This window comes from Bradyrhizobium sp. S3.2.6 (assembly GCF_040546885.1).
Classification (GTDB): domain Bacteria; phylum Pseudomonadota; class Alphaproteobacteria; order Rhizobiales; family Xanthobacteraceae; genus Bradyrhizobium; species Bradyrhizobium cytisi.
Genome location: NZ_JBEPOS010000001.1, coordinates 582,028 through 597,207 on the forward strand (window position 1 = coordinate 582,028; position 15,180 = coordinate 597,207).

General features: G+C 63.9%; 10 protein-coding genes. 4 read left to right on the forward strand and 6 right to left on the reverse strand.

Translation table 11 applies throughout. The features are described 5' to 3' along the window. Positions 1-3: 3 nt before the first annotated feature. From ABID58_RS02730 to ABID58_RS02740, 3 genes are all read left to right on the forward strand, one after another. Positions 4-381, forward strand: a complete 378-nt coding sequence (locus tag ABID58_RS02730) for an FmdB family zinc ribbon protein (protein WP_148754356.1) — start codon at positions 4-6, stop codon at positions 379-381. 44 nt (positions 382-425) lie between these two features. Then, positions 426-1,466, forward strand: a complete 1,041-nt coding sequence (locus tag ABID58_RS02735; protein WP_148754357.1) for an aliphatic amidase — start codon at positions 426-428, stop codon at positions 1,464-1,466. 266 nt (positions 1,467-1,732) lie between these two features. Beyond that, entirely contained in the window at positions 1,733-4,810 is a 3,078-nt protein-coding gene (locus ABID58_RS02740) for an autotransporter outer membrane beta-barrel domain-containing protein (protein WP_354031431.1), read from the forward strand. Between the two features lie 3 nt (positions 4,811-4,813). On the opposite strand, the gene ABID58_RS02745 is transcribed toward ABID58_RS02740, so the two are convergent. The 4 genes from ABID58_RS02745 to ABID58_RS02760 all read right to left on the reverse strand — a co-directional run bounded on the left by ABID58_RS02745 (position 4,814) and on the right by ABID58_RS02760 (position 11,181). After that, a complete protein-coding gene (locus tag ABID58_RS02745) occupies positions 4,814-5,644 on the reverse strand; it encodes an MlaD family protein (protein WP_354031432.1) in 831 nt (276 codons plus the stop codon). Positions 5,645-5,802: 158 nt separating this feature from the next. Further along, entirely contained in the window at positions 5,803-8,046 is a 2,244-nt protein-coding gene (locus tag ABID58_RS02750; protein WP_354031433.1) for an acetate--CoA ligase family protein, read from the reverse strand. 195 nt (positions 8,047-8,241) lie between these two features. Beyond that, on the reverse strand, positions 8,242-8,811 hold the full coding sequence (locus ABID58_RS02755; RefSeq protein ID WP_354031434.1) for a class GN sortase: 570 nt from the start codon (positions 8,809-8,811) through the stop codon (positions 8,242-8,244). A gap of 96 nt (positions 8,812-8,907) precedes the next feature. Beyond that, the gene (locus tag ABID58_RS02760; RefSeq protein ID WP_354031435.1) at positions 8,908-11,181 is read right to left on the reverse strand and encodes a marine proteobacterial sortase target protein; all 2,274 of its coding nucleotides are present in this window, start codon (positions 11,179-11,181) and stop codon (positions 8,908-8,910) included. A gap of 189 nt (positions 11,182-11,370) precedes the next feature. On the opposite strand from ABID58_RS02760, the gene ABID58_RS02765 reads away from it, so the two are divergent. Further along, the gene (locus tag ABID58_RS02765; protein WP_354031436.1) at positions 11,371-12,144 is read left to right on the forward strand and encodes a helix-turn-helix domain-containing protein; all 774 of its coding nucleotides are present in this window, start codon (positions 11,371-11,373) and stop codon (positions 12,142-12,144) included. A 9-nt stretch (positions 12,145-12,153) separates the two neighbouring features. On the opposite strand, the gene ABID58_RS02770 is transcribed toward ABID58_RS02765, so the two are convergent. Continuing rightward, entirely contained in the window at positions 12,154-13,374 is a 1,221-nt protein-coding gene (locus ABID58_RS02770) for an ABC transporter substrate-binding protein (protein ID WP_354031437.1), read from the reverse strand. 76 nt (positions 13,375-13,450) lie between these two features. Beyond that, positions 13,451-15,001, reverse strand: coding sequence for an acyl-CoA synthetase (locus tag ABID58_RS02775; RefSeq protein ID WP_354031438.1), 1,551 nt, complete (start codon positions 14,999-15,001; stop codon positions 13,451-13,453). Between the last annotated feature and the right edge of the window lie 179 nt (positions 15,002-15,180).

Genomic DNA, 15,180 nt, shown 5'->3' on the forward strand with positions numbered 1-15,180 from the left:
AAGATGCCGGTCTATGAATATCTCTGTGACGATTGCGGTCCCTTCAAGGACCTTCGACCGATGGCGGAATGCGACGATCCGCAAAACTGTCCGCATTGCGAGGTGTCGGCGCCGCGGGTGATCCTGACTGCACCGAATTTCTTCTGCATGCCGGCGGAGAAGCGAAAAGCCCACGCCGTCAATGAACGCAGCTCGCACGCGCCGCAGACGCTCGCGCAATACAAGGCCTCGCACGGCCCCGGTTGCGGTTGCTGCTCCTCGGGCAAGACCGTGAAGGACAAGAACGGGTCTGACAAGAAGAAACCGGCGCGGCTGGTGACCAAGACTAAAAGCGGCGCCAAGGGCTTTCCGACCGCGCGGCCCTGGATGATCAGCCACTGACAAACGCGATGACCTCAAACGAATAAAAGACAGGAGCGCTCAACATGCTTCACGGCGATATTTCCAGCAGCAACGACACCGTCGGCGTCGCAGTCGTCAACTACAAGATGCCCCGCCTGCACACCAAGGCGGAGGTGCTCGACAACGCCCGCAAGATTGCCGACATGCTGGTGGGCATGAAGGCCGGCCTGCCCGGCATGGACCTTGTCATCTTCCCGGAATATTCCACGCAAGGCATCATGTACGACTCCAAGGAGATGTACGAGACCGCCTCGGCCGTGCCCGGAGAGGAGACCGCGATTTTCGCCGAGGCTTGCCGCAAGGCAAAAGTGTGGGGCGTGTTCTCGCTGACCGGCGAGCGCCATGAGGAGCATCCGCACAAGGCGCCCTACAACACGCTGATCCTGATGAACGACCAGGGCGAGATCGTGCAGAAGTATCGCAAGATCATGCCCTGGGTGCCGATCGAGGGCTGGTATCCCGGCAATTGCACCTATGTCTCCGATGGCCCGAAGGGCATGAAGGTCAGCCTGATTATCTGCGATGACGGCAATTTTCCTGAGATCTGGCGCGACTGCGCCATGAAGGGCGCCGAGTTGATCGTGCGCTGCCAGGGCTACATGTATCCGGCCAAGGAGCAGCAGATCCTGATCTCCAAGGCGATGGCGTGGGCCAACAATGTCTATGTCGCGGTTGCCAACGCCGCCGGCTTCGACGGCGTCTATTCCTATTTCGGCCACTCCGCGATCATCGGCTTCGACGGTCGCACGCTCGGCGAGTGCGGTGAGGAGGACTACGGCATCCAGTATGCGCAGCTCTCGAAGCATCTGATCCGTGATGCCCGCCGCAACGGCCAGTCGCAGAACCATCTCTACAAGCTGGTCCACCGCGGCTACACCGGCATGATCAATTCGGGCGAGAGCCCGCGCGGCGTCGCGGCCTGTCCCTATGATTTCTACAAGAACTGGATCGCGGATCCGGAAGGCACGCGGGACATGGTCGAGGCGATGACGCGCTCGACGCCGGGCACGGCCGAATGCCCGATCGACGGCATCCCGAACGAGGCCGCGCCGAGCAATTACTAAGTCACGACGGCCGATATCCGGGTCGGTGAGCAACCGTATCTTGCGCGGAATGGTAAGTTTGCCGGCAAAACCGTGGCGCGGTTGCAACATAGCTGTCGGATTCTGCCCTGGTTGTACGCCAAACGGACGCATTCCGACCCGACCGTAGTTCTACGGAACGTTCTCTTGGCCTAAGTTCACTGGCGGAACAGCTGGGACTGGGGGAGTGTGACGTGAGGGGCGTGGGGCTGTGGAGGCCGCAGGGTGAACTGCGCCGGTATGGCGCCGTGTCATGCGCTGGCGCATCGGCCATCCTGACGCTCGTGTTCGGTCTCGGCATTTCGACCACGCCGGCCACTGCGCAATGCGTGCCTGATCCGGTCTCGAGCGGCCAGACCGTCACCTGTAGCGGTACTGATACCGACGGCTTTCAGGCCGGCGCTGGCGTTAACAGCCTCACCGTGAACGTGCTGTCGGGCGCGACCGTGAATGACAACGGCTCAGTCTCGATCGGCCTCAACGACTCCAACACCGTCACCAACAGCGGGGCGCTCTCGGCAGGTTCGGGCCTGACCGGCGTCAGCGCGGGAAATTCGAATACCGTGACCAACAACGGCATCATCACGGTGCTTGACAACGGCCTCGGCATCTCCGCGCTCGATCACAACGTCATTGCCAATGCCGGAACGATAACGACCGGCGACAGCGGTGCCGCGATCTCGGTAGGTGACAACAACACCGTCACCAACAGCGGTGCGCTGTCCGTCGGGGCGTCGGGCGCAGGCATCTTCGCGGGACAGGCCAACACAATCACCAATGCCGCGACAGGCACGATCACCGGCACCAACGATTCGATCGGGATCTTCGCGTTTGGCGGTGCGACCGTGACGAACGCCGGCGCGATCACCGTCGGCGATTCCACCGGATTCTCCGGCGGCATTCTCGCGATCAACAACAACAACACGGTCGTCAACACGGCCTCCGGCACGATCTCGGTCGGGCAGAATGCCGCCGGCATCTTCATGCAGGGAAACTTTCAAACCGTCAGCAATTTCGGCGCTATCACGGCAGCCGACTTCGGCGTCGGTATTGCCCTATTTGGCGATGACGCCAAGGTCACCAATGGCGGTTTGATCACGACGGGCGACAGCGGGTCGGCAGGCATTTCGGTGCAGGGTGATCGGGCCGTCATCAGTCAGAGCGGGACGATCAGTGTTGGCCTAGGCGGTGCGGGCATCGCCTATTCCGGCCTGTCCTCCGCGATCACCAACAGCGGGCGGATCACGGGGACCGATTTCGCCGAGGGTATCGTGGTGTTCGGTGATTCCAATACTGTCACCAACAATGGCACGATCTCGGTCGGGGCCACTGGCGTCGGCATTGACGTGACGACACTGAGTACGACCAACCAGGTCGTCAATACCGGCACCATCACCGTCGGCGCCAACGGTATCGGCATCAGCGTGAGTGGCGGGGCGAGCGTCTTCAACTCGGGAACGATCAACGCCGCGACCGGTTTTGCTGCGATCGAGTTCTGTAGCTGTGGCCCGAACACGCTGACCCTCGGGCCCGGCAGCGTCATCAACGGCCAGGTGCTCGCTTCCGGCGCCGACACGTTCCAGCTCGGCGGCACCGGCAAGGATACGTTCAACCTGGACCTGATCGGCACCGGCCTCCAGTACGACGGCTTCTCGACCTTCAACAAGGTCGACAGCTCGACCTGGACGGTGACGGGCACCGGCAATCAGGACTGGAACGTGCTCGGCGGCACGCTGATGCTCGCCGGCACCATCAACGGCAATGTGAGCGTCGCGGCGGGCGGTACGTTTGGCGGGGTCGGCACGGTCGGAAGCTCCATCTCCATCAATGGCGGCGCGCTGGCGCCGGGCAGCCCAACCGGCACGCTCACCGTGTCAGGTGGTCTCTCGTTCACACCGACGTCGAGCTACGTGGTGCAGGTGTCTGGCACGAGCAATGGCATCGCGGTCGTGGTGGGAACGGCAACGCTTGGCGGCGCCACGGTTGTGGTCGTCCCGACCGGATCGATCGCGAAGCACTACACGATCCTGACTGCGGGCACGTTGCCCGACAGGTTCAACCCGGTCGTGGCGGGGCTCTCGCCGAATCTCCAGGCCAGCCTGGGCTACGACCCGAACAATGTGTTCCTCGATCTCGCGCTGAATTATGGCGGCGGTCTCAATATCAATCAGCAGAACATCGCCAATGCTTTGACACGCTACTTCAACACCACAGGTAGCCTTCCCGTGACGCTGGCGAACCTCTCGCCATCCGGCCTGACTCAGGCCTCGGGCGAATCCACAACGGGATCGCAGCAGACGACGTTCAATGCGATGAACCTGTTCATGAGCCTGTTGACCGACGTGTTCGGCTCGGGGCGCGGCGGCACGCCCGGCGCGACGCCGTATGCCGATGAGACCAGCGCGACTGCCTACGCCGCATCAGGCAAGCGCCCGAGCGACGCCTTTGCCTCAATCTATCGCAAGGCGCCATCGCCGACATTCGAGCAGCGCTGGGATGTCTGGGCGGCCGGCTTCGGCGGCTCGCAGACCACCGACGGTCGCGCGGCACTCGGCTCCAACAACACAACCAGCAGCGTCTACGGAACCGCGGTCGGTCTCGACTATCGCTTCTCGCCTGCGACAGTCGCGGGCTTCGCGCTCGCCGGCGGCGGCACCGGTTTCGGCGTCAACGGACTGGGCTGGGGCCATTCGGATCTGTTCCAGGCCGGCGCGTTCGTTCGCCACAATGCCGGGCCTGCCTATGTCACGGCCGCACTGGCCTATGGCTGGCAGGATGTCACCACCAACCGCATCGTCACGGCCGCCGGCACCGATCAGCTGCGTGCGCAGTTCAATGCCAACGCCGTTTCAGGCCGTATCGAGGGCGGCTATCGCCAGGCGATGCCGTGGATCGGGCTGACGCCCTATGCCGCGCTCCAGGCCACGATGTTCAGCCTGCCGAGCTATTCGGAATTCGCCGTGGTCGGCAACAACGCCTTTGCGCTCAACTATGCCGCCAAGGACGTGACCAGCACCCGCACCGAGCTCGGCCTGCGCGCCGACAGATCGTTTGCCACCGCCGGCGGTGTGCTGACGTTGCGCGGCCGCGCCGCATGGGCCCATGATTTCAGTCCGGATCGCACGGTCGGCGCGGTGTTCCAGACGCTGCCTGGATCGGCCTTCGTCGTGAACGGTGCCGCGCTGGCGCGCGATTCCGCACTGACCACGGCGTCGGTGCAGATGAACTGGATGAACGGCTGGTCCGCGTCGGCAACCTTCGAGGGCGAGTTCTCGAATGTCACGCGCTCCTACGCCGGCAAGGGCGTCGTGCGTTACACCTGGTAGGCTCTACCGCTTCTGCTGCGTTGGCTTGCGCGGCGGACGCGGGGCGGCGGCAGGCGCGGGCGTCCCGCTCATCTTGTTGGCGGCTTCACTGACATCGAGCAGCGAGCGGCGCGTGTCCTCAAGGAAGCTTACCGATTTCTTCCTCATGGTGTCGGCGAGCTCGTGCAGCCCCGTCACCTTTTCGAACAGCTCGTCGGCCTTGCCGTCGACGAAGCCGGGGACCACGCCCTCAATCTTCGTGACGGCCTTGTCGAAGCCCGCAAATGCATTGTCGACCTTGAGCATCACCGCGTCGATCTGGTCGCCCTTGCCTCTAAGGTCGGCGGTATAGTCTTCGAACGTACGCAGGCCGTCCTTGATCGCCGGCGCGTTGATGACGATCGTGCGATCGACGCTGTGCAGCGTGTCGACGATGGATTCAGCGTCGCTGAGATCGGCGGTCAGCACGGGAATGCCGTCCAGATCCAGCGGCACCGGCGGCGCGGACGGCGCGCCGCCGATCAGCGAGACCGCAGCGACGCCGGTCAGGCCCTGGAACTCGATGCCGGCGACCGTGTCCTTGCGGATCGGCGCGGTGTTGTCGAGCGACACCAGCGCCACGACCTTGCGCGGGCTGTCCAGCTTGATCGACAGGATCTGGCCGGCCGGCACGCCGTCGAAATTGACCGGGCCGCCGCGGCGCAGGCCGCTCGCGGAACCGCCCTCGAACACGACGCGCAACTGGCTGCGGCTTTGGATCGTGCGCCATTTCTGCACGCCGAGCAGGCCGCCGAACGCCAGGGCGATCACCGCCAGCGTCGCCGTTCCGATCACCAGATTGCTCGCGCGTGCCATGCGGGTGCGATTTTACGACCAAAGTGGCGAAGTTGGAAGGAGCCCGGATGGCCGCAATGCTAACGGGGGCGGGTTAACGACTTGTCCGCCGTAGCTCGAAGAGCGAGGGCGGAAGCGCAACACGCCATTTTCTCACCGACCGTCCGCCCTACGCGACATCAATGGCGCGCTGCCCGTTTTGCTGCGGCATTGTTCAGCACGATGAGCGCGTCGACGGCGACGCCGGTTTTGGCATTGATTAGGAATGGATTGACGTCGATCGAGGCGATGCGGTCGCCGGCATCCGCGATCAGGTTGGACAGGCCGACCAGCGCCTTCACGGCGGAGGCCTCGTGCAGCGCCGGCTTGCCGCGATAGCCGCGCATCTTGATGCCGGCCTTGGTGCGGCCGATCAGGAGCCGCGCCTCGGCCTCGTCCAGCGGCGCGCCGGCAAGGGCCACGTCCTTCATCAGCTCGATATCGATGCCGCCGGTGCCGAACAGCACGACCGGTCCCATCTCGGCATCGAGCGAGGCGCCGACCACGAGCTCGAGATCGGCCTTGACCTGCTGCGCGATCAGGATGCCGTCGAGCTTTGGCTTGCCCTTCAGCTTCTTCACCCGCGCGGTGATGTCGGAAAAAGCTTTCTTCACATCAGTCGTGCTGTTGAGGTTCAGCACGACGCCGCCGATGTCGGATTTGTGCAGGATCTCGGCGCTGACGACTTTGGCCACGACCGGGAAGCCGATCTGCTTGGCGATCTTCACCGCGTCCGCCGCCGTCTGCGCGATTCCCTCCTTCGAGACCGGGATGCCATAGGCCTTCAGCAGCCTCTTCGAGGCGACCTCGTCGAGCGCGGCGCCGCTCGCCGATGCCATTGCTTTCTCCAGCACGGCGCGCGCGGCGGGCTTCGAGCTCGAGACGATGTCGGGAACTTCCTTGCGCAGTCTCGCATAGGCGAGCAGCGATTTGATCGCAGTCACCGCGCGGTCCATGCCCTGCATCACTGCGAGATGCGGCAGCGATTTGCGCAGGCCCTTGGTGAACTCGGTGAAGCCGATCGACATCGCGCTGATATAGATCACGGGCTTTGCGGCCCGGCTCGCCATCTCGTCGACGATGCGCAAACTGCGCTCGCGCTGCTCGTGCGGCGCTTTTGGAAACTCGGCGTCGATGATGACGATGTCGATATCGGGGTCGTCGATCATCAGCTTGATCGACCTCATGTAGACGGAGGGATCGACCACCGCGGCAAAGCCGGCATCGAGGGGATTGCCGACGATCGAGCCGGGGCCGAGCATCTTCGCCAGCTCGCTGCTGACATGTGGACTGAGCGGCGCGAAATTCAGGCCTTCTGCATAGAAGGCATCGATTAGCATGCCGCGCTTGCCGCCGGACAATGTGACTGCGGCGAGCCGGTCGCCCTTCGGCACGGCGGCATGGACGAAGCATTCGGTGGTCTCGATCAATTCGTCGAGCCCACGCACGCGGATCACGCCTTCGCGGGTTGCGATCGCGTCGAATGTCTCGATCGAGCCCGCCAGCGCACCGGTGTGCGCCATCGCGGCGGCGCGGCCGCCTTCCGATGATCCGAGCTTGAGCGCGATCACCGGTTTGCTCGCGGCGCGCGCGGCCTTGCAGGCGTCGCGAAACGCCTTGGTGTTACGCACGCCTTCGAGATAGACCACGATCACCTTGACGCTCGGATCTTCGGCGAAATAGCGCATCAGGTCGGGTGTCTCGAGCCCGGTCTCGTTGCCTGTTGTCACCATGTAGCCGACACCGACGCCGCGATCCTCCAGGGCCTGCCGGATGGCCATGACAATGGCGCCGGATTGGCCGGCGATCGCCACCGCGCCCTGCTCCATGGTGACGATGCGGTCGTCGATGTTGGTGAAGAGCTTCTCGCCGGCGCTCAAATTGCCGAGGCAGTTCGGGCCGGTGACGGCTAGTCCCGTCTCGTGCACAGCCTGTTGCAGCTCCGAGGCGAGCTTCTGGCTCTCCTCATCCTGCAACTCGCTGAAGCCCGAAGTGACGATGGTGGCGGACCGCGCGCCGGCAGCAGCAGCGTCGCGGATCACCTGCACGGCAAAGCGTGCGGGCACCAGCACCAGAACGTGATCAGGCTTCTCGGGGAGGCTCGTAAAATCCTTGTAGCAGGGCACGCCCCAGATGGTTTCGCGCCTGGCGTTGACAGGATAGAGCCCGCCCTGGAAGCCATATCTGGCCAGATTGTTCCAGATGCGCTCGGCGTAATTGCCCGGCTTGTCGGTCGCGCCCACCAGCACGATGTTGCGCGGATGCAGCATGGCGTGGATGCCCTTGACGATGTCACTGGCATCGGGCGGCGGCGACCATGAGCGGGCAGGAACCGATGCAGCAGAGACCTGCGCTTTAAAGACCTGCGCTTTAGAGGCTTCCATGGTTTGACCTCACCTTTTGTTCTTCTTGGTGGCGCGTAACGTTGTTCTATGGCGAGTTCGGTGGAGTGGCAACCGGTGGAGCTGCATGCCGCACGGCGGAATGCGTGGCGGATCGCAAGCGACGACTTCAATCGCGCGCGCCAAGCCCGGTTTTCGAGAGCTCGATCGATCCCGGACGGGGTCGATTGCGAACGGCTAGTCCCTCTCATCGATCAGGATGGCATGCAGGAGGTAACGTTCGGGGCCGGACGTAACGGCGTCGAACGGCCAGCAGGTCGCAAGGACAAGCTCGAAATCCTGCGTCGCGGGATCGATGCCCGATGCGTCGAAACGGACTACGCTTGAGGAATCCGCGCGATAGCGAAAGCGTTCACCGTCACTGCGCGTGACATCGATCACGTCACCAATGGCAACATCCCGCAGGAAGCGGAAATGGGTATCGCGATGGGCGGCATAGACGGCAACGCCGCGCTCGCCGGCATCAACCGTTTCGTTGATGTGACCGGGGCCGAAGGCGAGCGCCTGCCCGCTCGTTCCGGAGAGCACGATGGCACTGGCGCCGATCCGTTTCACCTCGATCCGCGCCACCGGCCAAGTATCGGCCCAGGACCACGGCTTGACCGGCCGGCCGGTCGCAACGCTCCGGTCGAACGCGCGCTCCATGAGCACCTGCGCGAGCCACGCCTTGGCGTGGATGTAAGCGCCATCGCCGAACAGGATCGTTCCGATGACGGCAAGAGCGAGAGGAAAGATGAGGCGGGGCATCGTGTCTACCGTCCGAAGAAAAAGGGCGCGCGCGGCCGTTGGTATCGGGACGGGCAGCCGCGCGCGCCAAGCAAGAGGAGTTGGGGCGTTCCTCTCTCAAGCGGCGTCAGTGAGCAAGTGCTGACGCCGGTTGAACACGAACAGGATCATGGCGAGAACGATCATGATCAGGCCTGCGATCATCTTCAGCGCGGCCGCAGTCGCGGTCTTGGGCAGGCGGATCGCATCGGGTGCGACAGGAGCCGGACGCCTTGCCGCAGGCTGGCCTGCATCGGCGCGGCGCTCGCGCAACTGTGTCGGCGTCAGCTGCGGCCGTTCGCCAAACATTTTCGCGAAATCCCAGCCGGCCGGCAGGTTGATCGGAAGCTCACTGAGCTTGAGCGGCTGGCCTTCGGGACGACTCGGTGTCTTGTCGACCGCGACGAGACTGGTCAGGCGCGTGACGATCTGATGGTCGAGCGCCAGCGCAAGGATCGTCTTGTCCGTGTCCTCCGGCGTCATCTCGCGGAGTGTCCGCGCCACCTCGGCATCGCCGATCTTGCGCTTGGCCCAGAGTTTCGACAGGCCCTTACCCTCGGCGGCGTTTTGCAGAGGCAGCGTCACCGACCACGGCCGGTCTCCGACGCGACCCTTGATCTCCAGCGAGCCTGCAAGCTTGTCGAGCTTTGCTGCGAGCACCAGCGGCTCGTCGCGATAGATGTCAGGAATGATTGCGGGCGTGACGTCGGCTTTGGCCTCCGAGAATTTAGCGGTGAGGCCGGTCACGGCAGGGTTCTCCAATTTGGCGAACAGGCCGCGCATGCGCTCCTCGACCTGCTCGACCGAGCCGATATGGGTGAAGGCGCCGCGGCCGAGCTCGGAAGCCCGCGTCATCAGATAGGTGTTGGGCGCGGAGCCGATACCGACCATGAAGATGCGCGAGCGGCCGCGCATCGCAGTGATCGTCTCGAATAATTGCTGTTCATTGCCGATCGCGCCGTCGGTCAGGAACACGATTTGACGGACCATGTTGGTATCGCCGATCTTGTCGGTCAGTGCCGCACGCATCGCCGGCACCATCTCGGTGCCGCCGCGCGCCTGCAATGCACCGACGAATGACGTCGCTTCGCTGACATGCGCGGTATCGGCTGGCACCGAGCTCGGGAACAGCACGTCCATGGTGTCGTCGAAGCGGATCACGTTGAAGCGGTCGTTCGGCTGGAGGCGGCCGAGGGCATAAAGAAGGCTCGCCTTGGCCTGCTCGATCGAGGTGCCGCCCATCGAGCCGGAATTGTCGATCACGAACACCACCTCGCGCGGCAGCGGCTTCTGCGTTGTTTGCTCGGCGGACGGCGGCGTAACGAAGGCGAGCAGATAGTCGGCATCGCCGACATGTTCGCGGAACAGCCCGACCGACGGTGCCTTTTCTGCCACAGGCTTCCAGGTCAGCTCGAAGTCGCGGTCGGCCGGCACGGTGCCGTCGGCAAGCGTCACGACGCGCGTCGTGTTGTCCGGGCTCTCGATCTTGACGTTGTGATGGTGGCTCTTGACTTCGCCAAGCGCAAAGCCAGCCTTGAGGTGCACCGTGATGCTGGTTGGATTGATCGGCGCGCTGTTCGGAGAAGTGTTGGCGGGATCGAGAACCGGCGGCGAGATGCGGTCACGGTCGGGCACCGGGTCTGAACTGGTCGCGCCCCAGCCGGAGCCGTCCTTGCGAAAGTCGACGCTCTGCACGATCGGCGCTGGATTGTAGCGCGGTCCGACTACGAGCGGCACGCGCAGCGAATATTCGTTGCCGGATTGATGCACCGGCTCCTGATATTCGATCTGCACCAGCACGGTTTCGCCGGGACCGATATTGGCGACCGAGTTGGTGAAGATGTTGGGCCGCGCCTGCTCGGTGAGCGCAGCCTTCTGTCCGTTGCGGCGCGCCTGCTCGTAGATTGCGCGTGCCTGCTGACGCTCCCTGATGTCGCCGACGATGACGCGGTCGCCGACCACCATCTTGAGCGTGTCGACGGCGCCGTCGGTGGCCAGCGGATAGACATAGGTCGCCTCGACCCAGTCCTTGGTCGGGTTGCGGAAGATCTGCGTGACGCGCGTGCGCAGCGTCGGGCCTGATACCGTGATGTCGACGTCGATCCCGAGGCGAATGGCTTCGGTGTAAGCGCCGTCCTCCTTCAGGAGGAGGCTGCCGGACTTGGCATCGCCGGGCTGGAGCAGGCTTGCCTGCTCGATCGTCGCCGACCAGCCAGGTGCGAAGCTCACCAGCAGGGCCACGAAGCTGACCAGGAGCACGGCAATGCCCTGCGCCAGGAGGAACAGTCCGACCTTGACCAGCCTGCCGAGCCAGGGGTGCCCGTTGCTGTCGACCGTATCGCAATTGTCCATTTGGCCTGCTCCCGAAAGGTGGTTGACGACGCCGAGCATCGGCCGGGAGGGGGCGATTTCGCGAGCAGAATGATCGGCATTGTTCTGCCGCGGCTGGCCCGGGCAGGCCGCCGCTTTGGCGGCGATGTCCGGTTTTGTGCTGACTTGTCCGCCCTGCTAGAATGATGCCCGTGGGAAGCAGGGCTAACGATGCAGACGCCGGATAAACTCAACGACGGGCAGCTTTCGGACGAGCAGAGCCGCGAGGTCGCGGAGACGATCCGCGAGGAGATCGCGAGGCGCAGGATTTCGCGGCAGGCGCTGGCCGAGCAAGCCAAGCTCAGCCTGTCGACGTTGGAGAAGGCGCTCGGCGGCCGCCGCCCGTTCACGCTGGCAACCACGGTCCGGCTCGAGCAGGCGCTGGGCGTGTCCTTGCGCAAGAGCAGCACGGTTGCGCCGTCGCCCCCGGCCGGCAACGATGTCGCGCCCGACAGTCTCGGCTCCTATTCGCATCGCGCGGTGACCTGGATCGAGGACGTCTACATCACGCTGCGGCCGTCCTTTGGCGACAAGGACGCGATCTTCGCCTATCGCACCGAGATCGTCTGGGAGCCCAGAGTCTCCTCGCTGGTCTTCCGCGAGGGCGAGCGGACCGATGCCGCCTATGAGCACACCGGCGAAGTCGCGGTGCCGCATCAGTCGGGGTTCATCTACCTCGTCATCAACAAGCATGGCCAGCATCGGGTGATCACGGTATCGCGCCCGACGGTGAACGGCGAGATGTATGGCATCATCTCGTCGCTGCGCGCCGGCCCCGGCTCGCAATTGACGCCGATCGCTGCGCCCATCGCCTATGTTCCGCTGAAGAACGTCCGAGAGCCGACGCTGGGGCGGATCGCACCGGATAACCCCAACCATGCATTGTATCGCAGTCACCTGCGTCGCACGGTGGAAGAGCCGTTTGCTCTGTTCCTGCCGGGGTAGTTACGCTCCCTAGCCGCTCGGCTCGGCACTGATGATGGGGCCGAACAGCTCCCACTGGCCGCTCTTGAAACGCCACATCTTGAGCTGCTCGATCGGCGCGAAGTCGGTGGCCGAGGTGTTGATCGTGATCCCCGGGATCAGCGTGTCGGGGGTGAAGTCCTTCAGGCTGGCGGCCTGCCTCATCACGTTCTCGCGGGTGAGATTGTCGCCCGCCTGCTTCAGTACCTGCACCATGGTCTGGGCCGCGGCATAGGCGTAAACCAGATTGGCGTCCGAGATGTTCGCGCCGGGCACGTACTTCTCGATGAAAGCCATGAACTTTTTCATGCCGGCATCATCCTTCCACTGCGGATCCGACGCGTCCTTGAGGTAGCCGGCCGAGAGCACGCCTTCGGAGGCCTCGAGGCCGGCCGGCTTCATCACCGCGCCGATCGACACCGAGACGTCGGTCATCAGATGCATCGGCTTCCAGCCGAGCTCGGCGATCTTCTTGATCGCCTGCGCCGCGAATTTCGGGGTCGAAATGTTCACGAAGACATCGGCGCCGGTGTCCTTGAGCTTGACGATATGAGCGTCGATCGACGGCTCGGACGTCTCGTAACTTTCTTCCGCCACGATCAGCTTCGAAGCCTTGTCGCCGAACACGTCCTTGATGCCGGCAAGGTAGTCCTTGCCGAAATCGTCGTTGGCATAGAAGATCGCGACCTTCGCGTCCGGCTTCTCCTTCAGAATGTATTTTGCGAAGATCCGCGCCTCGACCCGGTAGCTCGGCTGGAAGCCCATCGTCCAGGGGAAGTTGTGTGGATCGTTCCACTTGCTGGCGCCGGTGGCGAGGAAGAGCTGCGGCACCTTCTTGGAGTTGTGATATTTCTGCACGGCGGTCTGGGTCGGCGTGCCGAGCGCGTTGAACACCAGGAAGACCTCGTCGCTCTCGATCAGCTTGCGGATCTGCTCCACCGTCTTCGGCGGCGAGTAGCCGTCGTCATAGGAGATCCAGCTGATCTTGCGGCCGTTGATGCCGCCCTGGTCGTTGATCATCTTGAAATAGGCTTCCTCGGTCTTGCCGATGACGCCGTAGGCGGAAGCAGGTCCCGAATAGGCCTCGACATTGCCGATCTTGATCTCGGTGTCGGTGACTCCGGTGTCGTACGCCTTCTGGGCGGAAGCGTCCTGGATCGTGACCAGCGTCAACGCGGTTGCTGCGGCAAGCAGGGAGAGTTTCTTGTTCATGAAAATTCCTTGCGATTCTTCTGGGTTGGAGCAGGCACGTCGAAAACAAGAAGCGCCCGCGAGAGGGGCGCTTTGATCAGGCATTGGCGACCTTCTTGTCGATCTCGGAGGCGGCCGGGAATTGCTTGCGCAAGGTCGGCTTGTGGATCTTGCCGGTGGCGTTGCGCGGCAGCGCATCGACGAAGCGAACCTGGCGCGGACATTTGAAGCGCGCGAGATTGGCCGCGCAATGCGCAAAGACATCGGCCTCGGTCAGTCGCTGGCCTTGCTTGACCGCAACGATGGCGAGGCCGATCTCGCCCCATTGCGGATCGGGAATGCCGATCACGGCCGCTTCGGCGATCGCGGTGAGCTGGTGCAGGACGTTCTCGACCTCGGCCGGATAGACGTTCTCGCCGCCGGATATGTACATGTCCTTCCAGCGGTCGACGATATAATAGAAGCCTTCCTCGTCGACGCGCGTCGCATCGCCCGTGTGCAGCCAGCCGTCGGTGAAGGACGTCTTGTTCGCCTCCGGCCTGTTCCAGTAGCCCGGCGTGATGTTCGGTCCCTTGACCCAGAGCTCACCGAGCTCGCCGACATCGGCATCGCTGCCGTCGGGGCGGACGATGCGGACCTCGGTGTGCAGCACCGGCTTGCCGGCGGAGCCGGCCTTGCGTGCCGCGTCCTCGCGATCGAGCACCAGCACGGCTGGCGACGTCTCGGTCATGCCGTAGCCCTGCTGGAGCGCGACGCCGCGTGCCTCCCACACCTTTAGCAGCGGCACCGGCATCGGAGCGCCGCCGACGCCGCAGACGATCAATCGGGAAAGGTCAGTTGTCGCGAAGGCCGGCTGCTGCGCCATGAACTGATAGATCGCGGGCACGCCGAAGAACACGTTGATGCCCTGCACGGGATCGCTGATCAGGCCGAGCGCGGCACCGGGATCGAACGCGCGCATGATCATCACGGTGCCGCCGGCATGCAGCACGGGATTGGTGTAGCAGTTGAGCCCGCCGGTGTGGAACAGCGGCAGCACGGTGAGCAGCACCGAGGAGGGTCCGATGCAGGCGGGACCGCCGAGATTGACGCAATTCCAGAACGTCATGCCATGCGTGATGGTCGCGCCCTTCGGGTATCCCGTGGTGCCCGAGGTGTACATGATGGTCGAGACGTCATCGAGCGTGATGTCTTCGGCTCGCTCCAGCGGCTTGGCCGCAGCGATGCCGGCCTCGTAGGCGCCGCCGGGGCCGAGCAGCAGGCTAGTGGTGACGTTGCAGAGTTTTGCGACTGCGAGCGCCGTCTCGGCCAGATCGGCGTCGTGGATCATCACCTTCGGCGCACAATCGCCGGTGATGAACTGAAGCTCGGGAACGGTGAGACGGGTGTTCAGCGGCACGAAGACGGCACCTAACCGTCCGCAGGCGAACTGCACCTCCAGCGTATCGGTGGTGTTCAGCGCCAGCACCGCGACGCGGTCGCCGCGCGAAATCTTCAGCGTGTGGCGCAAGAACGAGGCGAGGCGCGAGACGCGGGCGTCGAGCTGCGCATACGTGAAGCGGCGTTCGCTCGCGAGGTCGAGGGCCGCAAGCTTGCCAGGCGCGCGGCGCGCATGATGAGTGATCCAGTCGTAGTAACGAACGGCCAACAATCCCTCCCTCGGCGGTGTTGTGCCGCCTGTCCTCTTATTGCTGTGCACCATGCCGGCGTGGCCCTGGGAGGCCAGCCGGAGTTTTTGTGCAGCAGTCTTTTTTGATCTGGAGTTGGCCTGCGAGGGACGAAAACCGTCTTGCGTTGAGTTGCTAGGTCCTGGGCCTGCGACGTGCC

What these genes read in the sequence shown, in the direction of transcription:
- ABID58_RS02730 (WP_148754356.1), top strand. Translation starts at nt 4, where the DNA reads ATGCCGGTCTATGAATATCTCTGTGACGATTGCGGTCCCTTCAAGGAC.
- ABID58_RS02735 (WP_148754357.1), top strand. Translation starts at nt 426, where the DNA reads ATGCTTCACGGCGATATTTCCAGCAGCAACGACACCGTCGGCGTCGCA.
- ABID58_RS02745 (WP_354031432.1), bottom strand. Translation starts at nt 5,644, where the DNA reads ATGGCACGCGCGAGCAATCTGGTGATCGGAACGGCGACGCTGGCGGTG.
- ABID58_RS02750 (WP_354031433.1), bottom strand. Translation starts at nt 8,046, where the DNA reads ATGGAAGCCTCTAAAGCGCAGGTCTTTAAAGCGCAGGTCTCTGCTGCA.
- ABID58_RS02755 (WP_354031434.1), bottom strand. Translation starts at nt 8,811, where the DNA reads ATGCCCCGCCTCATCTTTCCTCTCGCTCTTGCCGTCATCGGAACGATC.
- ABID58_RS02760 (WP_354031435.1), bottom strand. Translation starts at nt 11,181, where the DNA reads ATGGACAATTGCGATACGGTCGACAGCAACGGGCACCCCTGGCTCGGC.
- ABID58_RS02765 (WP_354031436.1), top strand. Translation starts at nt 11,371, where the DNA reads ATGCAGACGCCGGATAAACTCAACGACGGGCAGCTTTCGGACGAGCAG.
- ABID58_RS02770 (WP_354031437.1), bottom strand. Translation starts at nt 13,374, where the DNA reads ATGAACAAGAAACTCTCCCTGCTTGCCGCAGCAACCGCGTTGACGCTG.